Raw genomic sequence first — 25865 nt, forward strand, 5'->3', positions numbered from 1 at the left:
TGCAAGAGGATAGCCAGAAAATTACTTCAAGTGTGGGGCCTACCGGAAACATCATCGCGGTACCGACAGCGGCTAATCACTGCATTAGTAAAGTTAAATTTGCGAGCCTGCTCACTCCCACTAATATTAGAAGACGCCACTCGAATCACGGCACGGAACTGAGGTGTCGTGGCTGATTGCTAATGCAGTTTGGTGCCTGAATTCAACTAATAAGTGCAGCACCTGCGGTTTCTAGTGCTCCTGAATATTCTCCTAAAAACACCTGGGCTGGGGTTCGATATCCCAGCCGCTTTCTGGGTCTATCGTTCAGCTTGTGAACAACGCGTCGCAGCTCTGCATTAGTCACCTTCCGGAAGTCTGTACCTTTCGGAAAATACTGCCTGATCAGGCCGTTGGTGTTCTCGTTTGTCCCACGCTGGCCTGAACAGTAAGGATCACAGAAATACACGGAGGCGCTAACCGCTTTTGCGACCGTCTCGTGGTCTGCAAACTCCGAGCCATTGTCGAGCGTGATCGTCTTCACCGCGCCCCGACGAGGCTTAAGTAAACGGACCATGGCTCTCTGCGTTAGTTCTGCCGTTACCTTTGGCAGACGTGCCGCCAACAAGTAGCCACTTCGTCGCTCTACCAACGTCACTATCCCCGCTTGCTTGTGCCCATAAAGCACCGTGTCGCCTTCCCAGTGACCGATGGTGAGGCGTTTTTCGATAGCAGGTGGCCGATGCTCTATCCCCACACGCTTAGGAATCTTGCCTAGTCCTGCACTTTTGGCATGGGCACGATGTTTACTGCGACGCTTGGGCTGGCGGAGGTGTCGCCACAAATCGCCACCCTTGGCCTTATCGTCCCAGATCAGCGAATAGACCCATTGATGACTAACTCCTATCCCCGTCAACGGCGCCATAAAACCGCTAATCTGCTCTGGACTCCACTCTTCTCTAAGCCTGTCAGCTACGGCATTGATCAGGCTAGGGAGTTGCTTTGTCCACTTCCAGGCGGAGCGGCGTCTCTGATCGCTGTAACGCTGCGCTTGTGCGGGTTCATATCCCTTGGCACCCGAATTACGTCTCAGCTCACGGCTCACGGTACTGCTGTGAATGCCAAGCTGTTGAGCAATCTGACGTTGGCTCAATCCTACATCCCTATGGGCAAAAATTTGATATCGTTGTGCCTGGGTCAGTTGTCGGTATCCCATACTCTGCTTCACTTTGGTCGGTAAGGCGGAGAGGGTACCGCTGCTGGCCCTCCTGCCTCTACCGTATGATCCAAAGTGCTGCAGTTATTCTATGAATTCAGGGTGTCCACAGGCCTGCATACGTATAAATTGCTGTAGAAGCTCTCTATCGGCCAGTAGAGAAAAACCTCTATAGCCTATGTGGCCATGCCCTACACTTATGCTTGGCTTCTAGTTGAGCGGGGCAAAAAAATAAAGGGAAATGGGAATGTTAAAAAACAGCTATTTAATCTCTCTTTCGACCGCGGCGGCTCTTTCTCTACTGCTATCGTCTCCTGCTTTGGCGGATGAAGTGTATAGCGAGACCGCAACCGGTATGGTTGCAGCAGCTGTTCAAGCGATCTGCGATGGTGATAAAGAGAGGCATCTTTCAATGCACCAACGGAAAATTGAACCCGATTTATATTATGAGGAGAAATTCGCTGCCTTCCATGCAGCATGCAGAGATAACGGTATAGCGGAGATTGAAACGACATCAGCTCTTGATGATGCATTAATGCAAGAGCAAAAACGCCGATTTCACATTGATGCGAAAATTGTTATGGGAGACGGGGCTGTGTACACAACCACGTTTCGAGTGATTTGGGGGTCATTCAGCGTGCCAGAGGGTAGCAATTCAGTCGAGGCGTGGAGATTGGGTGGCCTTAGTAGAGTAGAAGTACCTAGCCTCAGGGAAGACCTGTCGCGAAATTAACGGATGGCTGATGGACTTACTCGTTACTTTCCTTTCCCAGCACATCGCTTAAATAATTTTTCGCTCACTGAGCAGGCTCAGTGAGCGTTTTAAAGGATAACTTTGCCAAGCTGGCGTTGTCACCACTAATAAAAATTAGTCTTATTGCGCGATTTCTTTCACAACCCAACTGACCACTTCTTCATTACCAAATTCAGCCTTCCACTCCTGGATGACTTTGTGATTCCCGCCACGGGTTTCTACTACCTCACCAGTGTGTGGGTTCTTGTATACCTTCAAGGGACGTTTTTTACGCCCATCTGTGCTGCTGGTGCTTACCTTGCCAGCCTTTGCTGGTTTAGAGCGGTAAGATGGGTCAAGCATTTCACATACGTCGCGCGCTAATTTTCCGTGCTCAGTCATAAGTGCTTGTAGTCTTTCTTTGAATTCAAGCTCTGCTTTTAGCTCACTGTTGTTTTCCAGCGCTTGCAGCTCTTCCTGCAGCTGCTTTAACATCTGTTCTTTTTTGAGATAGTTACTCAGTACCGACGCCATAGTCTAAATTCCTATATTTTTAAAATTTAAGATAACCCTTAAACATATATCTTACGCATTATAGCTTTAATATAGCCATTGAGAAAAGGAAAGCTCAATTTTGATCACTGGGTATGGGGCGCGCCAGTTGACCCCACCCCAAAAAGGGCCTGCGAGAAATCGCAGGCCCCTCTTAAAAGTGGGGACGCTGGAGCCAAAGGTAACCAGCCTCCTAATCGTTATCCGGTAGTGAGAGTGTCCCACTAAGACTCTATCCACGCTAGTTGCAACTCCCCAGTGCCAAATGCTGGGAATACTACTAGGAAGTTGCCAATGCATTCCACAAAGTTGTGGGGTGTATCACTCTCCTACTCAAAGTATCGGTAAAACCGTTGAATCCCTATATTCGAGCCATACCCGTTTAAGCGTTCTGCTCTCGGGACAGGGCTCATTTCGGAGCATGCTTCAAAGCGATCAGCAGCGCGGGAACACCGATGAGCGCCGAAATAGACATGACCGACCAGGGATCAAAATGGTCAACGATAACTCCTCCGACCAATGCGCCTGCTGCAATCGCGCCGTTATAGGCGGAAACGTAGAGCGAAGATGGCGCTTCGGGACCGTTAAGGTGTGCGGCAGCCTTAAACACCCACGTCTGCATCAGCAGCGGCAAGGCCGTGTAGGCCGCCCCCAGACCAGAAGCAGAGCGATAGCAAGCGCATGGTTCGTACCTGCGAAACTCAGCGCGGCGAGACTGCCGATCAGCAGCACCATTGTCGCGAAAAGTGTGGGTCGGTAACCGAGTGACATGATTGGAGCAATGCCGAAATTACTGATCAGTCCCGCGGCTCCATAGGCAAGCAGCAGACCGCCAATCCATGCTCCCTGTTAGCCACAATGTGGACAGCTTTGGTTATCGCACAGACATGCTCCCCAAAGGGCTGGATATCAACAAAGAGAGCTGGAGCTGGTTGATGGGCATAAGCGTTAATATCAAAGTGCTTGCGCCAGGTAAGTGGCCAGTAACCCTAAAGGCGAATGCGGCCCAGGTGATCGCGCATTACTAGGGCCTGTTGACGTTTCATCAGCGTAGCGGGGACGGCTCGGGCAAGTGCGATATTGTATCTACGACTTCCGTAATGACGGCTATTCTCGATAAACACCAAACTCTCCCGCAACTTCCGCCAGCTTATTGTGTAACGCTGTCAGTAGCTCGGCCTTGGCCGAACTGGCGCGATGAATCATGCCAATTTGTCTGAAGACTTGGGGCTCACCGAACGGCAATGTCAGCATGTCGTGACCGTTCTCGCGCACCGCGATATTTGGCACGATGCTGGCACCAAGGCCCGCGGCCACGCACTCCACGATGGCTGGCACGGTGTCGATCTCAGCGATGTCCTGCACCGCTATGCCTAGCCGGGCGAGCTCGTTGTTGATCATTGCGCCCAACGGCACATTACTGCCGAAACGCACGAAGGGCAACGTTTCCAGCAACTGCTGAACCGGCATCGGCGGTGTGCCGGGCGGCGCTATCACCACTAACGGCTCGCGTATGAACGGCGACCACAAGAGATCGCGCGACACGCCGGAGTGCTCGGCGACCACCGCCACATCCAGCCGGTCGGCGTTGACGTCGCTGATCAGCGTCGAAGACATGCCCACTCGTAGGTTTACGTTCAGCTCGGGGAACTCCTGTCGCAGTGCCACGATGGCACGTGGCAGTAGGCCGATAGTACTGGTGCGCACCGAGCCAATATTGAGCGTACCCGTTATCTGCTTCCCGGACAGAACGCCATGCGTTTCATCCACCAAGGCCAGAATCTGTTTAGCCGTTTCAAGCATTTTCAGCCCCTGGAGGTTGAGGCTAGGAGGGCGGGAGTCACGATTGAACAGCTTGGTATCCAGTTCCTGCTCAAGCGAATGGACCTGTTGGCTAACAGCGGAAGGGGTCAAATTTACGATCAAGGCCGCCCGCGCGAATGTGCCATGCTCAGCAATCGCTACGAATGTTCGTAGTTGGCGAGTGTCCATAAACCCTCCTTAAATGAAGAAATTCTTAACATAAAGGCAAATTTTATTCGCTTTTGTATAAAAAATCTTCCTGTATTCTAAAAATCAATTCGAAAGCAGTCGCCTGTGATGCTACGCCGATCAGTGTCCGGCTGCCCTCGTTACAACAGGGAGGATCTGATTTGGCACTACAACCTTTGATTCTAATAACAGGCCCCGACCTTGCCCCCACTGCAAAGCAAATGGCCGAAGACGCTGGCTATACCCTTGTTCACACACCCCCCTATCCATCTGAGGAGGTACTCGCTGACTTCCTCAAACAGTACGACCCGGTTGGGGTCGTGTCTCGAATGGGGCAATTTGGTGCCGGTGCTGTCGCAGCAGGGAAATCGCTGCGCGTTATCTCCAAGCATGGCGCAGGCGTCGACAATATCGACATCGATGCAGCAACCCAACATGGTATCCAAGTCATCCGGGCGGCAGGTGGCAATGCAGTCTCTGTTGCGGAACACACGGTTGCTCTAATGTTCTCGACGATCAAACGTTTGCTGCCACTGGATGCAGGCATGCGGGCAGGACGCTGGGAAAAGGCGGGATTCCTCGGTCGGGAATTATCCGGCATGCGTTTAGGTCTAGTGGGTGGCGGCGCCATCGCTGCCGCCGTAGCGAAGCTGGTGAAAGGCATGGGTCTCGACGTGCTCGTCTACGACCCCTATGCCTCGGTGGACGCCATCGAAGCTATGGGCGCACGCCGCGCCGAACGCATCGAGGACCTGCTCCGCCAATCGGACATCGTCAGCCTGCACTGCCCCCTTACCGAAAGCAATACGCACATGCTTAACGCCGCGATGCTCGCCCTGATGCCGGCCGACAGCTACGTCATCAATACTTCTCGGGGTGGTCTGATCGACGAGGCGGCCCTGCTTGCCGCCCTAGAGAGTGGGCATATCGCAGGCGCAGGACTAGACACTTTCGAACAGGAGCCGCCATTGGACGTGAACGCTCTGGCCGCGTCTGAGCGAGTCATTCTCACGCCCCATATCGCAGGCGTCACCAAAGAAGCTGGCAAGCGCGTCGGCGAACTGGCGGTAAGCGGTATCGTGGACTTCCTCGCTGGAGAAACCCTACCGAAAGCCCGCTTGGTCAACACCCTAGCCTGAACGCACCATCTTTAATGTTGAGTCACATGACGGAGTAATGCCATGACAGTCGGAAATAGAGTTCTTCAGCGCCAGCGCCGTGTCGACGACGACCTCGTTAAGGCGTTCGCAGTACTGCCCGTAGCGGTGGTCAGCGATAGCATGTCCCGCGTCTTCGCCGGTGGCCCAGACCTTCGCCCGATGCATCGCGCTGGCAATTTAGCCGGGGTCGCCCTTACTGTTCGTACGCGCCCCGGTGATAACCTGATGCTGCACAAGGCCATCGACATGGCCCAGCCCGGTGACGTCATCGTCTGCGATGCCGGAGGGGACACCACCAATGCCCTGATGGGTGAGTTAATGCTGGCTTACGCGGTCAAGAAAGGCGTTGCGGGTTTCGTGCTCAACGGTGCGCTGCGCGACCTGGACGGCTTTCGCGATACCAACCTGCCGACCTTCGCCGTGGGCGTCACGCATCGCGGCCCATACAAAAACGGGCCAGGTGAGATCAATACTCCGATCAACCTTGGCGGGATGGTTATTGAGCCGGGCGACCTAATTCTGGGTGACGCCGATGGCGTGCTGGCCGTTCCCTACGCTGATGCCGAGACAGTGCTAAAAGCCGCCCAAGCGAAACAGGCCTCCGAAGAGAAGCAAATGGTCGCCATACATACTGGCGAGAACGACCGCACCTGGGTTGATAAGGCTTTGGAAACGACGGGCTGCAGCCTCCTGCGAGGCTGAGTTTGCACCTGCCCAAAGCCGCCGCCCCGCTGGCAAACGCTCGGCTTCGCGCGTACTTGGCGGGTAACGCGGCTTCGGCTGTTGGCACCTGGGCGCAACGTGTGGTGCTGCTATGGCTCGCCTGGGAGATGACACAGTCGAGCTTCATGCTAGGGCTAATGGCAATGGCGGACCTGCTGCCATCAATGGTCGTGGCTCCCTTTGCAGGCACATTGGTCGATAGACAAGACAAAATTCGCCTAGCCCTGTGGCTGCAGCTTCTCTCAATAGCGCCGCCTTGCATTATGCTGATTGCCATAATGGCCGAGCTTGTCAGCCCGACAATGTTGCTAATCGTGGCTGGATTAACTGGCATCCTGAACGGATTCGATCATCCAACGCGTATGGTCGTTGTCGGTAGCATCGTCCCTAAAGAAGATGTGCCTGGAGCGATAACGATCAACTCCATGGTGTTTAACCTTGCGCGGATGTTAGGTCCAGCCGCCGCCGGCATGGCGCTAACGCTGGAAGCACTTTGGTCGGTCTTCTTATTTAACACAATTAGCTATTTGCTCTTTGCACTGATACTAGCGCGGCTTTCCCAATCAGAAAATACTAACCAAAGGCTAGGGTCTGAGGGACTGGAAGGGTCGACGGAAGGCAAACTCAGCCACTCAACATGGTCAGCGGTAATACATGCACTGACTGGACATCACAAGCTCTTGCTGCTGTTCTTCGCCCTTCTAGCGCTATGTTATAGGCCTATTTTCGAATTATTACCGGCTTTTGCCGGTCAGGTCGTTATTGGAGAAGCAGCAAGAGCAAAGGCCTTCTCTTTGATGACATCAGCTCAAGGGCTCGGTGCGATAGGCGGTGGGTTGATGACCTCCTTCTTACTAACAAAAGGCTCTCCTCTCTCACTGGCCATAGGCTTCGGACTATCGGCAATATTGGCATGCGGATTATTTCTGATTAGCCATGTGTTATGGGCAGGATTATTAACCCTCGCCTGTTTGTCAGGAGCCATCCTTGCCAATGGTGTGTGTACACAAGTTGTTCTGCAGACACAGGTGCCAGAGTCGGTGAGAGGAAAAGTGTTGTCACTCTATACAATGATCTTTCGAGGCCTACCAGCGATGGGGGCTATGGCAGCCGGACTAATCGCCGAGAATACATCCAACCGCGTCATCTTCGGCTTGAGCAGCCTACCAATAGTAGCAATGTTGCTTGTGCTGTTAGTGGCTCTAAACAAGGATCGAAAAAAGCTGAGTGACTCATAGCCCTTGAATATGCAGAAGACTTCAAATCAATAACGTTTATAGATACGTTACTATTATGGGTTACTAGATAATCTGTAAAACCTCATCATTTTCCTCTTTTGATACAGATTAGCGGAGTTCGATTCGGCGCGCTCCCCGTTCCAAGATTGTCTCCCCCCGATGCAGTCGTATAGGTTGATATCGCCTCAGGTACGTTTGCATCTTTTTGCTACGCCATGCCAATAAACTACCACTAAAGCGGCATATACAAGTCTGTAAAAACACGAATTTTTAATAAAGAAATTCTTCATACTTCTTCAAGAAAAACGCGCTTTATACAGAAAGTCTTTTCATGTTCCACTTCTGCTAGAAACACGCTTACCAATGGCTTAGATGCCCGTGGTTCGCGTCTTTTCGATCATAGATCAACATCTAACAACATGCGCTGTACCGCCAGTTCCTCGAACGGTAGAGACATAACAACGATTAATGAGGTATCGATATGAAAGCCTTCAAGCCCTCTTTGGTAACTAGCCTACTCATCATGGGTATAGCCACGACAGGTGCTGCTCAAGCCGCTGATTGGACCGGCTACACCTATTCGTCGGTTTCCACTACCGCGGCAGTAAAGGGAATGCAGCGCATCATAGACCGTACTGAAGCTGAAACCGAAGACCTGTCGATCACGCTGCATTTGGGAAAGACACTGCAGATTGCCTCCAGCGATATTACCCAGGCGGTCGGTAATGGCTTTATCGATTTCTCGGCTGATCTCTTTTTTTCCGGCAATGTGCCCATCGCGCGTATCCTCAATCTGCCAATGCTGATCCAGAACGATGAGGAGTGGGATAAAGCCTACGCGGCCATGTCTCCCTATCTCACGCAAGGCTTCGCCGAGCAGGATGTTACCTTTCTGGGCGCTTATCGCTACCCTCAACAAGTCATTTTCACCTCGTTCGAGATCGACTCCCTCGACGATCTCGAAAGTCATAAGATCCGCGTAACCTCGCCCGAGCAGGGTGCCTTCGTCGAGGCCTTCGGGGGCTCACCGATCACCCTATCCGGCTCCGAGGTTCCAACTGCCCTGGAGCGCGGCGTAATTGATGGTGTGCTAACAGCCAGTGCGGGCGGTGCAAAAAACTGGCACGAGTTCCTCGACTACAACTACCGATTACCGGTGAACTACGCCTATAGCGCCATTATCGCCAATACCAACGCCTACGAGTCGCTGAACGAAGCCGACCGCGAGACCTTCGCCACCATCATCAAAGAGGAGGCTTCTAACATCACCGAGGCCTTCCTTCTAGACGAGCAGGCCCAAAAGGAATCTCAGGGGGACGCTGGCATGACCATTGTTGAAGCTAGTGACGCAGAGATCGTCAAGGCCCAGGAAGCCCTCGCCCCCTTCTGGCAGGAATGGGCCAGCGAAGCCGGTCCTGAGCATGAACAGGCACTGCAGGATGTGCTCACAGCGCTCGGCAAGTAATTGATCTTTCAGAGGATCTCAACATGTCTGCCTCCCAACATGAAACAAGAAAAGGGCCGGCCTCCGCCGGCCCCATCTTTGACGTACTCTCCGCTATTGTGCGCATTCTCGCTAGCGCTGGGCTAATAACGCTAACGGTATTGGTCGTCGCCGAGATCGGATCACGGTTGCTTTTCAACAGTTCCCTACATGTAGTGGAGGAGCTCTCCGGCTACTTGGTTATCGCCACCACTCTGTTCGGCGCTAGCCTAGCAATCAGGAACAATGCATTGTTTCAGGTCGGTTTTATATACGAAACCTTGCCGCCTCGGGTCAGACAGGTGCTTGGTCTGGTGTACGTCGCGCTAGCCATGGGCATCTGCGGTGTGCTCGCCTGGCACTCCTTCCTGCTCGTCATGAGTTCGTTCGCACGCGGCAACGTGGCGCCCACCGCCCTGATGACACCGCTTTGGATCCCGCAGATGCTGCTGCCTGTGGGCCTGTCCGTGATGACCCTATTCCTGTTAGAACGTGCCTTGCTGCAACTAGGCATCGGAGGACAGCGCTGATGGATGCAATCATTGCCTTTTCCGTCTTGCTGCTACTGATCCTCGGCGGTCTTTGGGTGCATTTCGCCGTAGGAGCCGCGGCCCTTGGGTATCTGTGGCTGATGAAGGGATTTGCTGGCTGGAATGCCCTTGGAATGGTTAGCTGGGGGGCATCCAACAGCTTCACCCTAGCCGCCATTCCGCTGTTCATCTTGATGGCGGAAATCCTACTCGGCAGCGGCCTGAGTGGCCGTCTCTATAACGGCATCGCACCCTTCATGCGCCGCTTGCCGGGCGGACTGCTACATACCAACATCATAGGCAGCGGCATCTTCGCCGCCGTCGCTGGCGGCAGCGCCCCCACAGCCGCGGCCATGTCGACCGTGGCTCTGCCAGCCCTATCCGCACGGGGCTATCAAAAGCGTATCATCGCAGGCTCGCTGGCCGCCGGTGGCACCCTGGGCATACTGATTCCGCCCTCGATCACCATGATCATCTACGCCACCTTCACCGAAACCTCCATCGCCAAACTGTTCGCGGCCGGGCTGGTGCCCGGTATCCTGCTGGCTGGATGCTATAGCCTGTTTATTGCCGCGCGCTCGCTACTCAACCCCTCGCTGGTGCCACGCGACACCACCCAGTTGCGGCTTTCCGATTACCTGAAGGCGGCGCTGGATGTCGTGCCATTCATGATATTGATCAGCTTCGTACTGGGCAGTATCTATTCGGGCATCGCTACGCCTACCGAGGCCGGTGCTGTTGGCGTAGTTGGGGCAGTAGTGATCGCTGCCGCCTACCGCAGGCTCAGCTTGAGCATATTGCGCAAAGCCATCTCACGTACCCTGGTGATGAGCGGCAATGTTCTGTTTATCGTCTTCATTTCGATGATTTTCGCCTACGCCACCGCGCTATCCGGCGTCGGCGAGGATCTGGTTAGCTGGGTGTCCGAGGCAGACATGTCGCCGTTCGCTTTTCTAATGATCTTGCTGGTCACCTTCGCCATCCTCGGCTGCTTTATGGAAGGTCTAGGCATGATCGCGATCATTGTGCCGGTCATCTTTCCCGTGCTGATGGCGATGAATATCGACCCAGTGTGGTTTGGCGTGTTCGTGGTCATCCTGGTCGAGCTCGGCCAACTGACGCCGCCACTGGGCATTATCCTGTTCGTGGTCGCCAGTTCGGACCCCACCGTTAAAGTCGAAGACGTCGTCATGGGTGTGCTGCCCTTCTTCCTGATCATCCTGGCCTTCCTGGTTCTGCTGATCTGGTTCCCCGATATCGCCCTGTGGCTCCCAACCACGACCTTTGGAGGTTGAACATGGCATTCCCCCATCCCGACCCGATACTGATTGAGGCCGAGGTTTTCACCACACTGCCGACGTCACTGAGAAGATCCGGCCAACGCTCTTACTGGGCGGATCGCAACCGGCGCGGGGCGGTGGTCGACAGCTTCATTGAGGGCCCATCCTTCGATCTTGAGGGCAACCTGTGGTTCGTTGATATTCCCTTCGGTCGTGTCTTTCGCGCCTCACCTAACGGCGCCGTCGAGCAGATCACCGAGTACGAAGGCCAACCCAACGGCCTGAAGATCAATACGGGCGGGCACATCTACATTGCCGATTTTCGTAACGGCATCATGCAGTTGAATCCGAACACCGGCGAAGTGACCACCGCGCTGGGCGATGCTGACACCGAGGGCTTCAAGGGCTGCAACGACCTGCACTTCGGCCCCGACGGCTCGCTGTACTTCACCGATCAGGGCCAAACCGGCTTGCAGGACCCCTCTGGCCGTGTCTACCGCTGGCACCCGGACAGCGGTCGGCTGGACTGCCTTATCGACAAAGTGCCGAGCCCCAACGGGCTGGTGCTCGATAAGGCTGGCCATGCACTCTATGTGGCGGTAACCCGTGCCAATGCTGTCTGGCGTCTGCCGATCTCGGACAGCGGACGCGTGGTAAAAGCGGGGCTATTCCTGCAGTTTTCCGGCGGCCGTGCGGGCCCGGACGGTCTGGCGCTTACCAAGGATGGTGGCGTGGTGGTCTGTCAGACCGGCATGGGACTGGTTTGGGTACACGATGCGCTCGGTGTGCCAATCGCCGTGGTGAGATCCCCTCGTGGGCTCGGTACCACCAACTGCGCCTTCGGCGGGCCGGAAGGCCGTACACTCTTCATCACCGAGTCTGACACCGGCACTATTCTGCGCGCTGAGCTGCCCGTCGGCGGCTTTCCCATGGCTTCCGGCTGGGGTATGTGATGCTGACGACGAAGCCGCAGAGCACTAAACCAACATAGTGAGGAATCCGTGTCGACCCAACGGAATAACGAAGACGGCTTCGAAGCGATCACGACTTGTTAGCCAGGGCCAAGTGACAAGACCCACCTGGGAAAAGACATCCTAAAAATAACCGCCAGATGAGTAAGAAACGCCGCGAGACGCACTAAAATACCTCCGACCATAGTCGTAAGCCCTTTACTGGCCGTTCGTCATAGCATTAGCGGCCAACCCCGATGACATGGGCTTTATCGCCTATCCTCCCCATAGATACAGAAAAACTTACCACACAGTTAAACATTATTCGCTTTAATCAAGTAATTCTGTACTGTTCACTGCACTAGACAGGCTTTGCCATTTAGACCATCCGTGAATGTAAACGGGAGTACAACAATATGCTCACTAAGTTTTCAACCATCGCCGCCACTCTCTGCCTCGCAAGCATTACCTCGGCTCAGGCCCTCGCCGACTATCCAGAGAAAAAGATAGACCTGATCGTCGGCTATGCGGCAGGTGGTGGAACCGACGTAATGGCCCGCACCGTTGCGCCTTTCCTTGAGCAGTATCTTGGCGACGACGCTACCGTCGTAGTAAAGAATATGCCCGGCGCCAGCGGCCAGATCGGTGTAACCGCCACGGCCCAGGCCGATCCCGATGGTTACACTATCGGCACCTACAACCTGCCCGGCATGATGGCCCGCACCCTTGACCGCGACGCCGACTACGACGCCGATAGCTTCACCTACCTGGCCAACGTGGTAGACGATCCCAACGTGATCGTCACACCTAAGAGCAGCGACATCGACAGCATGGAAAAACTGGTCGCTGCAGCCCAAGAACGTGATGGCGCCATCACCGTCAGCATGTCAAGCCTCGGCGGCGATGATCACTTCTTCCTTATTCGGCTCTCCGAGGAGACCGACGCTGACTATACCATCGTTCCCTTCTCAGGCTCCGCGCCAGCACGTAGTGCGCTTATGGGCGGTCATGTCGCAATGGGGATCATCAACTTATCGGAGGTGGTTAACTTCCGTGACGAGCTAAATGTGCTGGGCATTGCCACCAACGAACGTTCTGAACTACTGGAAGGTGTGCCGACCTTTACCGAGCAAGGCTACGATCTTGTCAACGGTTCGCTGCGTGGGTTTATTGCCCCCTCCGGCCTGCCGGAAGAGGTCGAGGCCAGCCTGATTAGTGCCTTCGAGAAGACGTACGAGGATCCAAAATTCCAAGAGGCTATGCTCAAATCTGGGAATCCTATCAGTCTGACGACAGGAGATGATTTTCAAGCACTTAACGCAGAGCAGCTTGAACTGGCCGAGCGTGTTTGGGAATCCTCACCCTGGAAATAAATTGATTGGCCGGGGTGTTCAATCAACCCGGCCGACCATGGCAAGCCCCCCTTCGTCACGCCCCGTAACAGGATAAAACGTCACCTCCACCATGTCGCTCGACTCGCTTGGTGGTAGACGCTCTACGAGCAAGCCAGCCAGAGAATAGAACATGAAACAGACCACTTCAGGGCAAGGGCCTCATCCCGACCTCATCACCGGTATCGCCATCATTGTTGTCGCAGGGTTTCTTCTGCTACGCACACCCGACATGCCGACCATGAGCTCCCTGCTGCCTATAACAATGCTGAGCACGCTAATCGGGCTCTCTGTATTAATGATCTTACGGGTTTTTGCCGCCACGCGAAGCGAGCGCTTTAAAGCCCCACGGCACCAAATATTCGAGAATTTGCCGCGCTTTCTCGGCATTGTCGTGGCCATTGGGCTCTACGTGGTCAGCGTGAGCTTGATCGGCTTTTACACAACCACCGCGGTTATGGTGCCTTTGGTGGCGTGGAGCTTCGGCTATCGGGATATCAAACGGTTGCTGTTGGCGGACCTGATATTCACCGGAGGCTTGGCAATAATTTTCGCCTTGCTGATGGGTCAGGATCTCCCCACTGAATTCTTTATACGCTGAAAGAGGGCTGACACATGTATGGAAGTTTGATTGATGCACTCCCAGCGGTGCTGTCTCTCGGCAATTTCGCCGCTGTCGTGCTCGGCGTTATAACAGGCATCTGTATTGGTGCCTTGCCCGGGCTCAGCGCCACCATGGCAATCTCGGTACTGATTCCCTTCACCTTCGGCATGGATCCACTGGTAGCACTTGGCATGATGGCCGGTATCTATAACGGCGCCATGTACGGTGGCGCTATTCCCGCGGTGCTGCTGCGCATTCCCGGCACCCCCGCCGCCGTAGCCACCAGCTTCGACGGCTACCCAATGGCCCAGCAAGGCAGGGGCGGCTATGCGCTTCAGGTCTCAGTGGTGTCATCCGCCATCGGTGGCATCGTCTCGGCTATCGTGCTCATGCTATTGGCCCCGCCGCTGGCCAAGGTAACACTGCTGTTTGGCCCCTCCGAGGTTTTCTGGGTCGCCGTCTTCGGCCTCTCGGCCATCGTCTTCCTGCTCGGCGGAGACGTCCTCAAGGGCTTGTTGAGCGCCTGTTTCGGCGTTTTTGTCTCGCTGGTCGGGCTAGACTCTATCTCCGGATATGACCGCTACACCTTCGGCCACCTGGAGTTACTCGACGGCATCAACATCGTGGTGCTGCTCGTCGGGCTCTACGCCATACCGCCGGCAATCGCCCTCCTGGAGGAAGTCGTGGATGTCGACACCTCCACGGCCAAAAAGCTCAATACGACGAGCCTCTGGAAAGCCTTTCCGAGCATGCTGAGATTCTGGAAGACTTGGCTGCGCTCTTCGGTGATCGGCGTGTTCGTCGGCATCCTGCCAGGCGCTGGCGGATCAATGGCGGCTTTTCTCAGCTACAACGAAGCACGTCGCGCATCCAGTAATCCCGAAGACTGGGGCAAGGGCGAACCCGAGGGCGTAGCGGCCTCCGAGACCGCCAACAACGCCGATACCGCCTCAGCACTGATTCCCGCCTTGACGCTCGGCATCCCCGGTACCGCGGTGGCTGCAGTGATGCTCGGTGGCCTGATGATCCACGGTCTGCAACCTGGCCCGATGCTCTTCCGTGACAACCCCGGCATTGTGTTCGGCTTCATGTGGCAGTTCCTGTTCGCCGCCATCTTGCTGATCGTACTTGGCGGCGCCCTGGCCACCAACAGCTTTGCACAGGTTCTGCGTCTGCCGCGTCCACTGCTTGGCGCTTTCATCATCACCCTGGTTCTAGTGGGGGTCTACTCAATCAATGGCCGGATGTTCGACGTTTACTTGATGCTGGGCTTCGGTTTTATCGGCTACTTTATGGACAAACTGAAGTTCCCATTGCCCCCAGTCGTGCTGGGCCTAATTCTCGGTGGCTTCGCCGAGCAGAACTTGCGTCTGGCTCTGCGTATTGGTGGCGGCGATTGGACAGCCTTGGCAGCGAATACAACGTCGAAGGTGCTTATTGCCATGATTCTTCTTGTCATTCTTACGCCACTCTTTTCCCGACTGTCCCGCCGCAAGAAGAGTGAGTCGACGGCATAGTACCTCGTTAATAATTTAGGATGTGCGCCTGCTGCAGCTATGCTTTAGAGCGCCACGGATAAAGGACATCGATGAACGGCACCTACTCACTCTACGAACGCCTGAACCTCATCGAGATCCACCACTACCCCTACTTGGCTGCCTTCCGTCAGCAGATGCCGGCTACCGCGGTTGAGCGTATCGACACAGAGCGCCACCCCGGCGCACTCCACCGAATAACGCACGATGTTGCCGAGCAGTTGGCAGCGGCGTATGACCCCGGGGCACTCTGGGCCAGGGCGAGCCGGTCGCTCCACGCCCATCGCTCCGTCTGCCAGTGGCTGGAGGTAAAGGGCCTCTGGCCGCAGCGCCACGCGTGCTGAGTCGAAACCCTCTCCTAACAGTGGACGGGCCTGATCGCCGAAAAGTAAGTTGTAGTGCCCCATAAAGCCCGCCGCGTGGTAGTCCCTGGGCCGCGTATAGAGCTCTTCGGCGCTTCCCTGCTGCAGGATGTGCCCGTCATGCATCAGGAAGATACGATCAGACATCACCAATGCCTCTTCCTGATCGTGGGTCACAAACAGGGTCGTCAAACCTAATGTCTGCTGGATATCGCGCAGCTGCTGACGTAGATGGCCGCGGATACGGGCATCGAGCGCTGAGAGCGGCTCATCCATCAATAGGATACGCGGCTCAACCACCAACGCTCTTGCTAAAGCCACGCGTTGACACTGCCCGCCGGAGAGCTGGTGGGGAAACTTGTCAGCATGCACATTGAGCTCTACCAGACGCAGTACTTCATCCACCCGGCGGCGGCGTTCCTCATGCGGCACCTTCTGCATACGCAGGCCGAAGGCGACGTTGTCGGTCACCCGCATGTTGGGAAACAGAGCATAATGCTGGAAGACCATGCCAACACCACGCTGCTGCGGTGGAAGTGCGGTGATCTCTTCGCCATCCACCACGATTCGCCCCTCATCCAGCCGATTCAACCCGGCAATAGATCGCAACAGGGTCGATTTTCCGCAACCGGAGGGCCCCAGCAGCGTGACGAACTCACCCTTGGCGATCACCGCATCGATGTGAGAAAACACCTGGGTAGTGCCAAAACGCTTGGCCAACCCCTCGAGATGGAGATAGCCAGCGGCCAGGGGGCTGTCATTGACTACTGGAGCACCGCTTAGGGTCGTCATGGGTTCGCCCCCTTGGTAATGGCGTGACCGGCCTGACGGTTCCCCAACCAGGTTAGCAGCAGGGTGAACAGGAAGAGCGTGATCACCAATGCGCTGGTGAAGTGGCCGCTGGAGCCTCGCATATTGTTGAGATACACCTGAAGGGTCTCGAAGCGCGTCCCTACCAGCATGTTGGCGAAGACGAACTCGCCAATCAGGAAGGAGAAGGACAGGAACACGGCGACCTGCACCCCCACGCGGATGTTGGGAAGAATGACCAGGAAGAAGGCCTTGAAGGGCGTTGCCCCCAGCAGTTGCGCGGCTTCCATCAGTGACCTTACATCGATGGTGCGCAGGCTGTTGGCAATGGCCCGGTAGACGAAGGGCAGCGCGATCGTCACGTAAGTAAACATCAGTATCCAGGGGGTGCCCACCAGTGGCAGCGGGCCGCCAGCGTAGAGTTGCAGCAGCCCTACCGAGGAGACCACAGGAGGCACTGCAAAGGGCACCAGGATAAGGCCACTCATCCAGGCATCCAGCCGTGGGTAGCGGGTATGCGCCAGGAACGCTACCGGCACCACCAGCACTAAACTCAGCGCCAGCGCTCCTACCGTGACCAGCATTGAGCGGGTGAAGGCCCACTGAAAGCGCGGTGTACTCCATAGCTCCCCAAACCACTTCAGGGTCACCCCATCAGGCAGGAGGGTGGCCCCCCAACTGGACGCCAACGCATAACCCAGGGTGGCGAGCAGCGGCAGCGCCAGTAGCGTGAACACACTCCACACCACCAGTGCATAGGGCGACGGCCAGACAAGGCGACGTATTGGCAGTGGAGATTCCTCTGGCCGGGATAAGGTGAGATCAGCGTTCAACGACATAATGGCTCCTGCGCACTATCCACTGCTGAATCAGGGTGACCATTGCCAGTAACCCGACCAGAACCAGCGCCAGGGCACTGGCCAGATTGGGCTGCAGGAAGAGATCCCCCGAGACCAGATTGGCGATACGGATAGTCATGAGGTTGTAGCTGGTATTGACCAGCGCATAGACGGTGGCATAGGCGCCCATGGCGTTGGCGATCAGAATCGTCAGCGTCCCCGCCAGTGCCGGCCGGAGGATCGGCAGACCGATATGGCGCCAGTAGGCGATGCGCCCGGCGCCCAGCAGGCTGGCAGCGTCCCGCCACTCTGCCCGCAATCCTTCGAAGGCAGGAAACAGCAGCAGTATGCCCAAAGGAATCTGGAACCAGGTGTAGATCACGATCAGGCCGTTGCGCGAATAGAGCGAGAAGCTGTCGATCAGCCCCACACGCTGAAGGGCTATGGTCAACACCCCGTTGGCGCCCATCAGGATGATGAACGCGAAGGCCAGCGGTACACCGGCAAAGTTGCTGGTCATATTGGTGAAGGCGATCATCCAGCGCCGCAGCGGACCGCTGGTGCGGGTCAGGCTGTGGCATGCCAGGGTGGCGATGATCAGCCCCAGAAGGCTCGAAATCAGTGAAATCTCCAGGCTGCGCCCAATGGCCTGACGAAAGAAGGTCGAACCCGCGATTTCCCTGAAGTGGCCGAGCCCCCAGGCGCCCTCGACGTGGAAGGCACTGATGGCGATCCAGCCGAGCGGCGCCAGTTGGAAGGCCACGAATACCAGCGCAAAGGGTACCAGCCATAGCCAGGCGGGCAGTAGACGCTTCACGACGCCGCCCTCCCCTCGACCAGCAGCTCGGCGTGATAGGGTTTGTCATGCTCCAGGCCCAGCAAGGTGGCCAAGGTACCGCACAGCCTTGGCTGCTGCAGCGATGCCACCGGCGCATGAGCAAATGCCTCGCCAAATAGCCACAGTGGCACCCGGCGCTCTTCCTCCAGCAGGCCCGAGTGAGAACCATCGGCGTTCATACCATGGTCGGCGGTCACCATCACCTGGTAGCCCTCAGCCAGCCACTGCGGCAAATAGTCGGCCAGGGCGCTATCGGCGCGACGTGCGGCGTTGCGGTACTGGGGCGACTCACCACCATGGCGATGGCCGGCATCATCAACATTCATGCTGTGCACCAGCAAAAAGTCTGGGGCGTTGAGCCGGCGCAGCGCTTCGGCGTCGCTGAACAGGTGATCGTCAGGGTAGTGATCCTGCCAGTAGAAGAGGCCCACCTGGATCGCGCTCTCCGCATTCTGGTGGAAACGGTGGCGGGCAGGCACGAAGGGAGCCTCAAGATAGAGCTCGCTGACCCAGTGATAGGCCGCTGCCGCAGTACGCCGCCCTTGACGAACCGCCAGATCGAATAGGCTGGTGCCGGTTGATCGGCGTACCACTTGGTTATGCACCACCCCAGAGTCCACAGGCCGGTCGCCGGTCAGCAAACACTCATAGAGGGGACGGGACATGGCTGGCAGCTCGCAGTTAAGCGCGTGGAAGCTGCCACGGCCCGCTTCACAGAGGGCATGCAGGTGGCCCATAGCGTGCCGCCCCACGGCATGGTTAAGGCCATCGAGCACTACGAGAATGACGCGCTGAGACATCACAGGCTCCTTGCCGCCTCCTGAGGAGACGGCAGTTAGTCGGAAAGAGGAGGCGGTTACTGCTGATGGATCAGCACCTGGGACTGCCACTGGCTCGGCAACTGCCGTGCGCTCATTTCCCAGGCGTCGAAATCCTCTACCGCACGGGCATTGGCGTACTGCTCATTGGGCAGCAGTTTGGCGGCGATCTCGTCGGGGAGGGTCAGGTGCTCGGCGCGAATCGGGCGGGCATATCCCTCCGCCAGGTTGAACTGCCCTTCGTCAGAGAGGATGAACTCGCGAGCCAGCTTGGCCGCGTTAGGATGCGGGGCGTGCTTGTTGATGATGGTGGCGTAGCCAGAAGTCACCGAGGCATCGCCAGGAATGACCACATCGAAGGCATCACGGTTGATCTGATCACGGTAGTTCAGAGCGTTGAAGTCCCACATCAGCGCAACCTCGACCTCCCCCTTCTCGAGGTTGGCTATGCTGGGATCCGCCAGTGACAACCGCCCCTGGCGGGCCAGCTCGGCAAATAGCTCCAGCCCTGGCAGCAGGTTATTTTCATCACCACCGTTGGCATAGGCGGCGGCGAGCACAGCGCTGTTAGCCTGAGCCGCTTGCCCTACGGCGCCCAGCGCTACGCTGTAGTCGCCCTCAAGCAAATCAGCAAAGGTGCGCGGCCGTTCCGCTTCCAGCACTAGCTGCTTGTTGATCATCAAGGCGATAGTGCCGGTATAGCCCAACACCCAGTGGCCGTCCTCATCCTTGGCCCAGTCGGGAATCTCTTCCCAGGTCGTCGGCTTGTAGGGCTGAGTCACCCCTTCTGTCACGGCGATGGGGCCAAAGCTAATGCCCACGTCACCGATGTCAACGGTGGCATTTTCACCCTCGGCCTTGAACTTGGCTATCTCCTCGGCGGAGCTCATGTCGGTATCCATGTGCTCCAAACCATACTGTTCGTGCAAATCGGCCCAGGTGTCTTTCCAGTTGGCCCAGGAGTCCGGCATGCCGACGCTGTCGACGCGCCCCTCCTCCTGGGCAGCGGCGATCAGTTCGGACAGGTCGGTATCCGCTTGGACCGGGCTTGCGAGAAGCGCCGTTCCGAGCGCGGCGGTTAGCGTCAGTTGCAGCAGCGACGAGCGTGTCGGATTCACAGTATGGCCTCATTCGGTTAGTCAGGGTGATGCCGCCATCTGGTCTAGTTCAGTAACGGCTGACAAAAGGCATACTAGGGGGTGGAAATGACAAAGGCATGTCGCTTGAATGACATTCACATGTCCTTACAATAGCGGCAATTGCTGCTGAAAATAGCGGTTATAGCTCAGACATGTCATCGCTCTGACATGATACCTTCGCTAAAATAACCTGCAGACGACTGCGTACGAACTTACGTAGCCTGAACTAGACCAGAAGCGAGCTTCCTTTGACCACTACGCTGCCACACGCCACGCCATTTAGCGCGGATAACGCTTCACCCTGTCTGACACCACCGACCAGCCGCCTTCAGCAGGCGCTACTGGGCATGCTGGCCGAGGAGGCCCCCTCTGCCACTGGGCGCCTACCCTCCGAACGACAGATGATGGAGCGCTTCTCAACCACACGCATCACACTGCGTGAGGCGTTAATGCAACTGGAGGCCGAAGGTCGCATCTATCGGGAGAGCCGCCGCGGCTGGTTCGTCTCCCCGCCTCGTCTTCGCTACGACTTACTCGCCTCTCTGCCGTTCAAGGAAATGGTAGCGTCCCAGCAGCGCTGCCCGGAAACCGAGGTACTCAAAGCCACCCAGTGCCCCGCCCAACCCAAGGTCGCGGCCCGCCTGGGCATCCTGGAAGGAGCACCGGTTTTCCACATCATCCGGGCACGCCGTATCGATGGGCGCCCCGTGCTGTATGTCGAACACTACCTGCGCGCGGACTGCTTCCCCGGGATCCTCGAGCACGACCTCGTGACCTGCTCGCTCACCGAGCTCTATCGCAGCCACTACGGCATACGCATCAGCCGTGTCAGCTTCGAGCTCTGCTCCACGGTGCTGCATTGTCGTGCGGCTGAGGCACTGCGCGCGGCCTCAGGAGGGCCTGCTCAGCGCGTCACTCGCATCAACTACGACCAGAATGGCCGAGCCATCGATTACGACGATGAGCTTTGGCGGCATGATGCGATTGAACTCACTGTGTCGGCGGCGCCGCAGGGCACGTAACAACTGCCCATCGGTGAGCTCGCCCGCATAAAAGCGTTTCAACAGCGTCACCAACGCCGCTTCACGATCATCAGCCGCGTGTTTTTTCATAACAGCCCCCAGCGCTTGAGCCGAGTATCAAGAGTGCGCAAGCCAACGAATCTCGCGTCCAATATTCGTGGGCAGGTAACGACAATTAACCCGCATCGTGCCAAGCCTTATCAAAATGAATCTGTACTGTCAGTTTCAAGCGCCACCTATGCGCAGGATAGTGCTCAAGATATCCAATATGAGCAGTTTAGTGCGCAAAATATGCTTCAGGAAAAATTAATGAGCAGTATTCTGCACAACAAAAGCAGCAGAACGTTTTAAGGTGCCAACGAAATCCAGAGCGATTTGGTCACGGTTCTCGCCCCAGTGGGCATATCACCATGTTCCCCAAGAGGCTGGATATCCACCAAGAGAGCTGGAGTTGGTTGTTGGAAAAGCGCTGGAAAGGCATGGTCAGCCTGCAAAATGACAGCGCCACCGGCGCCATTGACGCATGAAATAGCACCTAGCCTGTTCGGAAATAGGGTTAAGCGCTCAAACGCTTACTCAAGGGGGGTGCGCGACGTCAGGGCAGAAACCAGCTCCCGAGCAAAGCGTTGAGCGGAAGGTAGCGCGCCAAAACTCCATACCGGCGGTAAACGCAATAGCGTGGCGTTTTTAACGCTGGGTAAATGTTGCCATAAACCACTCTTCGCCAGGGATTCTGCGACCCCGGCGGGCAGCGGCTCGACCACGACCAGCGTGGCCTCAGGATAGTCGTAGAGCGCTTCGATACCCACGAGTGAAAATCCCCAGGCGTTGGTAGGCCGATCCCAGGCATTGGTCAAATTGATTCGTTCAAGCACGGCATTATAGAGACTGTTGTCGCCAAAAACCCTGACATGGCGGGCATCCATGAATTGCACCATCAGCAGCGGCGGTGCATCGGGGCGCTGTTGGCGAAGCGTGTCCATCAACGCATGTGTTTCGTTGATTAGCTGCGCTGCCTGCAGCCGGTGGCCGGTCAACTCACCTAGCTGACGGGTGAGTGCTTGTATCTCTTGCCAGGTATGGGTGCCGGGTGAATAGGGGGAGAACGACGTGACCGGGGCAATTCTCTCCAGACGCTCCGTCAAACTGGCGAACATCGGCGAAATGAACGTTTGCGTCGGTGGCGATTGCGCCATGAGTTCGAGGTTGGGCTGTGATCGCAGGCCAAGATCTGCAACGCCGTCGGGGATTCTGGGCTCCCCTACCCACTCATGGTAGCCATTTTGTTGAGCGGTACCTCTCAGCGGCGCGTCAATGGCCAGTAGCGTTTCGGCAATGGTCCAGTTGATGGTGGCCCACTGCGCGTGGGCACTCGACAAGGGCAGCAAGCAAGCGGCCGTTAAACAGCAGCGAGCCAAGAAAAAGAGCATCGACCGGTGGCACATAGCAGCGAGAGCATCAGAAAAAAGGAATCACATTGAGACGTCAATGCGGATTTTTTGCAAGGCAGTACGGAAAAATGTCATCCGCATATGTTAATACATCTCATTTTGTTTATCATATAAAGCCATGCCGGAAAGGCGACCATGGCACGACAGCCAAGCCTCCGCTTTCTTACATCGGTTTCATAAAAACGCGGCGGCTGGGCGCTGCTGTAAAAACGATAGGATCGACACTATGTCTCTTGGGAACACCTCCAACACCGCGGTTAAGCGCCGTAAAGCACGGCTTCTGCGCGCGCTGATGCTGATCGCGATGGGTATCACACCCGCGACCGCCTGGGCGCAGACAAGTGCTGACAATCAATCCCTGGATACCGTCACCGTCACGGGCTCCGTACCGACCTATGGAGATACGCCACCTCCAGCCTTCTCCGGTGGCCAAATCGCGGCGGGTGGCCGAGTGGGCCTGATCGGTGAAAAGGACACGATGGACGTGCCTTTCAACGTTATCAGTTATACCAGTGAGCTGATGGAGAACCAACAATCCCAGACACTGGGCGATACGCTTCAGAACGATGCCTCGGTATCGGTAGGGCTGGGCTTTGGCATCTATGGTGAAGCGTACAAGGTGCGCGGCTTTAACCTGACCGGTGACGACGTGGCTTATGGCGGCCTCTACGGTGTGCTGCCACGACAAATCATCAACAGCAACCTTGCCGAGCGCGTCGAAGTCTTCAAAGGCGCCAGCGCCTTTACGTCGGGCATTCCCATCGGCGGGAGCGGCGGCATTGGTGGCACCATCAACATCGAGCCCAAGCATGCGGGGGATGACCCGATGCTCAATCTATCCAGTGGCTACCGCTCCGATGGCTACGGCGAAGTGGGCGTCGATGCTAGCCAGCGTTATGGTGACCAAAAGCAATGGGGAGCACGGGTAAGTGCCACGCGCGGCCGTGGTGACACCGCCATTGATGACGAAAACCAGCGCGATACCTCTGTTGTCGTTGGGCTCGACTACCGTGGCGATCGAGGCAGGATATTGTTCGATGTCGGTCATCAAAAGTTCACCCTGGATGGCGGCCGTTCAAGTGTCAGAACCGGCGCGGCCACACGGGTGCCCACTGCGCCGGACTCCTCGTTGAACTACACCCCCTCTTTCGGTGGAACCGCGCTAGAAACCAATTTCGGCATGGTCAGGGGTGAATATGACCTCACCAACACCTGGACCGCTTTCGCGGCCTTGGGGGGGAACCGCACGCTCGAAGGCATCGTGTCGGCGACTCCGAGCCTTACCGATGACGCGGGTAACGCCAGTGTCAACGACTTCGAGACCAACAACCATATCGACAACGTCGCCAGCCAGGCGGGGCTGCGTGGGTATGTGTTGACCGGCCCGGTTAGCCATGACATCACCGTTGGCTACTCTAGCGCCTATCGCAAGTTCGACACGGACTGGAGTTTCCTCGCGGCAGGCACGACCAACATCTACGATCCTGTCGATTTATCTCGCCCGGATGGCACGCCTTTCGTGGGGGGTAGCGTGACGCGCACACGCTCCCAAGGGGTCACGCTGAGCGATACACTTGGATTCATCGATGACCGACTGTTGCTGACATTGGGCGCACGCTATCAGGAACTCGAGATCGACGAACGTCCTAATGACGATAGCAGCAATCGCTATGCCGATCGTCGGGTAACCCCCGCTGTCGGCGCGGTGTTCAAGACCACGGATAATATCTCGCTCTACGCCAACTACGTCGAAGCATTGCAGGATGGCGGCACGGTCACCGATACCACAGCGCTGAACTTTGGGCAGCACTTGGGCATTGCCCATGCCGAGCAGCACGAGGTGGGCGCTAAGTTCGACTACGGCAACCTGGGCGGTGGCATCAGCCTGTTCCAGATCGAGCTACCCTCTGCAGCGGTCGTCGATGGCGTCGGCAACCTTGATAACGAGCAGCGTAATCGCGGCCTGGAGCTAAGCCTCTACGGTGAGCCGACGACAGGAGTGCGTCTGTTCAGCAGCGCGACCTGGATAGATGCCGAACTCACCAAAACACAGGATGGCAACGAAGGAAATGACGCCACGGGCGTTCCTGAGTATCGCTTTGTGCTCGGCGGCGAATGGGACACGCCCTTCATCGAGCGTCTCACTGCCACTGGTCGCGTCCTGCACACGGGCTCGCAGTACGCCGATGTAGCCAACGACTTGAAGCTGGATTCCTGGACACGCCTCGATCTTGGCCTGCGCTACACCACGCCGGTCGGTGGCGCTGATTGGATCTGGCGCGCAGGCATCGACAACGTTACCGACGAAGATTACTGGTCAGGCGCCTCGACGTCCTTTGCGAACTATCTGGTTCAAGGCGAACCGCGCACCTTCAAGCTTTCGGCAACCGTCGAGTTTTAAGTAACGCATCCTCTTTACCGTTACCATGAGGGCGCTTCCTATGAAGCGCCCTCACTGTTTGCGGCACGCTTACCTTAGGCTTGCTTAATTTGATGTATTACCGATTAGTCGCCCGTTAGATGCTGCCTATGACTACCTCAACTGATGGATCTCTGGATGGCCCGGCGCCGTCATGGCCCGCCAAGGCTATTACATTTCCACCCCAGAACTGACCCGCCCTCACCTATCCACTGCAGAGTGGGATTTTTGGTATGACGGCAAACCTGCCGCCAAGAGCCTTCCGGGCCCTGATGGCAGCTCTGACATGATTCACCGAGGCGAAATCCGCGACGGCGGAGACTACCAGACAAGAATGAGCCGTATAGCGGCGTGGAATACCGTCATGGATGAGCATAACTATTTGGTAAGGCGCTGGAACGATTTTATGTCGGCTTAAGCAGTGTCCTTGAACTAGCATTTAGCCTGCTCTCGCCCTCATCCCTCATATTGGCAGCTAACAGTGTGATGGCCATAAGTACATGACCTCGCCTTTTGGCTTTCAAGAGCTTACGCGGGGTTCGTGTTTGCTCCCCAGCTCCCATCTGATCAAGACTGCGTCGCGCCAACGCTAGAAAAATGTATGCCGTAATCAGCAGGCCACGAAGGAGCGTTGAAAAGAAAAGCTTACGAGCCTCATCCTACTTCGGCAGCTTGTGCTAGGCTAATTTCAGTAGGAATTGGGCTGTGCCCGAAAGCTAAAAAGCTATGTAAAATGAGGCTGCAAACAACCCTAAGCTATCATTTCGAGAAATACAGCAGGGGAGCAAATTTCGTATATGT

At 56.4% G+C, this 25865-nt stretch carries 27 protein-coding genes; 16 read left to right on the plus strand and 11 right to left on the minus strand.

Annotated elements, in window-relative coordinates; all coding sequences use genetic code 11:
• Nucleotides 1-202: 202 nt before the first annotated feature.
• Complete coding sequence (locus LMS44_RS21620; protein WP_193054299.1) at nt 203-1195, minus strand: IS30 family transposase; 993 nt, start codon at nt 1193-1195, stop codon at nt 203-205.
• Nucleotides 1196-1442: 247 nt separating this feature from the next.
• Between LMS44_RS21620 and LMS44_RS21625 the strand changes: the two genes are divergently transcribed.
• A complete protein-coding gene (locus LMS44_RS21625; protein WP_039857507.1) occupies nt 1443-1928 on the plus strand; it encodes a hypothetical protein in 486 nt (161 codons plus the stop codon).
• Between the two features lie 141 nt (nt 1929-2069).
• Here the strand turns inward: LMS44_RS21625 and LMS44_RS21630 are convergent, their stop codons facing one another.
• Together LMS44_RS21630 and LMS44_RS21635 are read right to left on the minus strand one after the other, a co-directional pair.
• Nucleotides 2070-2462, minus strand: coding sequence for a histone-like nucleoid-structuring protein, MvaT/MvaU family (locus LMS44_RS21630; RefSeq protein ID WP_027958395.1), 393 nt, complete (start codon nt 2460-2462; stop codon nt 2070-2072).
• 427 nt (nt 2463-2889) lie between these two features.
• Entirely contained in the window at nt 2890-3114 is a 225-nt protein-coding gene (locus LMS44_RS21635) for a hypothetical protein (protein WP_278369164.1), read from the minus strand.
• Between the two features lie 205 nt (nt 3115-3319).
• Between LMS44_RS21635 and LMS44_RS21640 the strand changes: the two genes are divergently transcribed.
• Nucleotides 3320-3508, plus strand: a complete 189-nt coding sequence (locus LMS44_RS21640) for a hypothetical protein (RefSeq protein WP_039857510.1) — start codon at nt 3320-3322, stop codon at nt 3506-3508.
• Nucleotides 3509-3587: 79 nt separating this feature from the next.
• Here LMS44_RS21640 and LMS44_RS21645 read toward each other — a convergent pair whose 3' ends face one another.
• Nucleotides 3588-4472, minus strand: a complete 885-nt coding sequence (locus LMS44_RS21645) for a LysR family transcriptional regulator (protein ID WP_278369163.1) — start codon at nt 4470-4472, stop codon at nt 3588-3590.
• 161 nt (nt 4473-4633) lie between these two features.
• Here LMS44_RS21645 and LMS44_RS21650 point away from each other — a divergent pair, with 161 nt between their 5' ends.
• The 8 genes from LMS44_RS21650 to LMS44_RS21685 all read left to right on the plus strand — a co-directional run bounded on the left by LMS44_RS21650 (nt 4634) and on the right by LMS44_RS21685 (nt 13209).
• Nucleotides 4634-5611 (plus strand): hydroxyacid dehydrogenase, encoded by a 978-nt coding sequence (locus LMS44_RS21650; protein WP_230804985.1) that lies wholly within the window; start codon nt 4634-4636, stop codon nt 5609-5611.
• Between the two features lie 42 nt (nt 5612-5653).
• On the plus strand, nt 5654-6334 hold the full coding sequence (locus LMS44_RS21655; RefSeq protein WP_027957847.1) for an RraA family protein: 681 nt from the start codon (nt 5654-5656) through the stop codon (nt 6332-6334).
• 2 nt (nt 6335-6336) lie between these two features.
• A complete protein-coding gene (locus tag LMS44_RS21660; RefSeq protein ID WP_278369162.1) occupies nt 6337-7593 on the plus strand; it encodes an MFS transporter in 1257 nt (418 codons plus the stop codon).
• Nucleotides 7594-8074: 481 nt separating this feature from the next.
• The gene (gene dctP, locus LMS44_RS21665) at nt 8075-9058 is read left to right on the plus strand and encodes a TRAP transporter substrate-binding protein DctP (protein WP_009286099.1); all 984 of its coding nucleotides are present in this window, start codon (nt 8075-8077) and stop codon (nt 9056-9058) included.
• A 23-nt stretch (nt 9059-9081) separates the two neighbouring features.
• Complete coding sequence (locus tag LMS44_RS21670; RefSeq protein ID WP_039857514.1) at nt 9082-9606, plus strand: TRAP transporter small permease; 525 nt, start codon at nt 9082-9084, stop codon at nt 9604-9606.
• Complete coding sequence (locus LMS44_RS21675; RefSeq protein WP_039857515.1) at nt 9606-10901, plus strand: TRAP transporter large permease; 1296 nt, start codon at nt 9606-9608, stop codon at nt 10899-10901. The genes LMS44_RS21670 and LMS44_RS21675 overlap by 1 nt, the downstream gene beginning before the upstream one ends.
• A gap of 2 nt (nt 10902-10903) precedes the next feature.
• Nucleotides 10904-11839, plus strand: coding sequence for an SMP-30/gluconolactonase/LRE family protein (locus tag LMS44_RS21680; RefSeq protein ID WP_039857517.1), 936 nt, complete (start codon nt 10904-10906; stop codon nt 11837-11839).
• A gap of 413 nt (nt 11840-12252) precedes the next feature.
• The gene (locus tag LMS44_RS21685; RefSeq protein ID WP_190374378.1) at nt 12253-13209 is read left to right on the plus strand and encodes a Bug family tripartite tricarboxylate transporter substrate binding protein; all 957 of its coding nucleotides are present in this window, start codon (nt 12253-12255) and stop codon (nt 13207-13209) included.
• 18 nt (nt 13210-13227) lie between these two features.
• Here LMS44_RS21685 and LMS44_RS21690 read toward each other — a convergent pair whose 3' ends face one another.
• Nucleotides 13228-13362, minus strand: coding sequence for a hypothetical protein (locus LMS44_RS21690; protein ID WP_255200324.1), 135 nt, complete (start codon nt 13360-13362; stop codon nt 13228-13230).
• Between LMS44_RS21690 and LMS44_RS21695 the strand changes: the two genes are divergently transcribed.
• Nucleotides 13361-13828, plus strand: a complete 468-nt coding sequence (locus LMS44_RS21695) for a tripartite tricarboxylate transporter TctB family protein (RefSeq protein ID WP_039857519.1) — start codon at nt 13361-13363, stop codon at nt 13826-13828. The genes LMS44_RS21690 and LMS44_RS21695 overlap by 2 nt on opposite strands.
• 14 nt (nt 13829-13842) lie before the next feature.
• Entirely contained in the window at nt 13843-15348 is a 1506-nt protein-coding gene (locus LMS44_RS21700; protein ID WP_009286104.1) for a tripartite tricarboxylate transporter permease, read from the plus strand.
• 86 nt (nt 15349-15434) lie between these two features.
• On the opposite strand, the gene LMS44_RS21705 is transcribed toward LMS44_RS21700, so the two are convergent.
• Genes LMS44_RS21705 through LMS44_RS21725 form a run of 5 tightly spaced genes read right to left on the minus strand, consistent with a single transcriptional unit; the run spans nt 15435 to nt 20151 of the window.
• Nucleotides 15435-16520 carry an ABC transporter ATP-binding protein gene (locus LMS44_RS21705; protein WP_051051804.1) on the minus strand — a complete coding sequence of 362 codons (1086 nt, stop codon included), beginning with the start codon at nt 16518-16520 and terminating at the stop codon, nt 15435-15437.
• Complete coding sequence (locus LMS44_RS21710) at nt 16517-17377, minus strand: ABC transporter permease (RefSeq protein WP_009286105.1); 861 nt, start codon at nt 17375-17377, stop codon at nt 16517-16519. Before LMS44_RS21710 ends, LMS44_RS21705 begins: the two co-directional genes overlap by 4 nt.
• Nucleotides 17361-18194, minus strand: a complete 834-nt coding sequence (locus LMS44_RS21715) for an ABC transporter permease (protein WP_009286106.1) — start codon at nt 18192-18194, stop codon at nt 17361-17363. Before LMS44_RS21715 ends, LMS44_RS21710 begins: the two co-directional genes overlap by 17 nt.
• A complete protein-coding gene (locus LMS44_RS21720) occupies nt 18191-19015 on the minus strand; it encodes an alkaline phosphatase family protein (protein ID WP_278369156.1) in 825 nt (274 codons plus the stop codon). The genes LMS44_RS21715 and LMS44_RS21720 overlap by 4 nt, the downstream gene beginning before the upstream one ends.
• Before the next feature lie 56 nt (nt 19016-19071).
• Nucleotides 19072-20151, minus strand: a complete 1080-nt coding sequence (locus tag LMS44_RS21725) for an ABC transporter substrate-binding protein (RefSeq protein WP_278369155.1) — start codon at nt 20149-20151, stop codon at nt 19072-19074.
• Nucleotides 20152-20420: 269 nt separating this feature from the next.
• Here LMS44_RS21725 and LMS44_RS21730 point away from each other — a divergent pair, with 269 nt between their 5' ends.
• Together LMS44_RS21730 and LMS44_RS21735 are read left to right on the plus strand one after the other, a co-directional pair.
• On the plus strand, nt 20421-21194 hold the full coding sequence (locus LMS44_RS21730) for a UTRA domain-containing protein (RefSeq protein ID WP_278369154.1): 774 nt from the start codon (nt 20421-20423) through the stop codon (nt 21192-21194).
• A gap of 123 nt (nt 21195-21317) precedes the next feature.
• Nucleotides 21318-21545: a hypothetical protein gene (locus tag LMS44_RS21735; protein ID WP_278369153.1), complete on the plus strand. Its 228-nt coding sequence runs from the start codon at nt 21318-21320 to the stop codon at nt 21543-21545.
• Between the two features lie 221 nt (nt 21546-21766).
• On the opposite strand, the gene LMS44_RS21740 is transcribed toward LMS44_RS21735, so the two are convergent.
• Nucleotides 21767-22624, minus strand: a complete 858-nt coding sequence (locus LMS44_RS21740) for an ABC transporter substrate-binding protein (protein ID WP_278369151.1) — start codon at nt 22622-22624, stop codon at nt 21767-21769.
• A gap of 247 nt (nt 22625-22871) precedes the next feature.
• Between LMS44_RS21740 and LMS44_RS21745 the strand changes: the two genes are divergently transcribed.
• Together LMS44_RS21745 and LMS44_RS21750 are read left to right on the plus strand one after the other, a co-directional pair.
• Nucleotides 22872-25046, plus strand: coding sequence for a TonB-dependent receptor (locus LMS44_RS21745; protein ID WP_278369149.1), 2175 nt, complete (start codon nt 22872-22874; stop codon nt 25044-25046).
• Nucleotides 25047-25218: 172 nt separating this feature from the next.
• Nucleotides 25219-25482, plus strand: coding sequence for a hypothetical protein (locus LMS44_RS21750; RefSeq protein WP_278369147.1), 264 nt, complete (start codon nt 25219-25221; stop codon nt 25480-25482).
• Nucleotides 25483-25865 lie beyond the last annotated feature (383 nt).

The sequence above is a fragment of the Halomonas profundus genome, from assembly GCF_020865425.1.
GTDB lineage: Bacteria > Pseudomonadota > Gammaproteobacteria > Pseudomonadales > Halomonadaceae > Vreelandella > Vreelandella titanicae.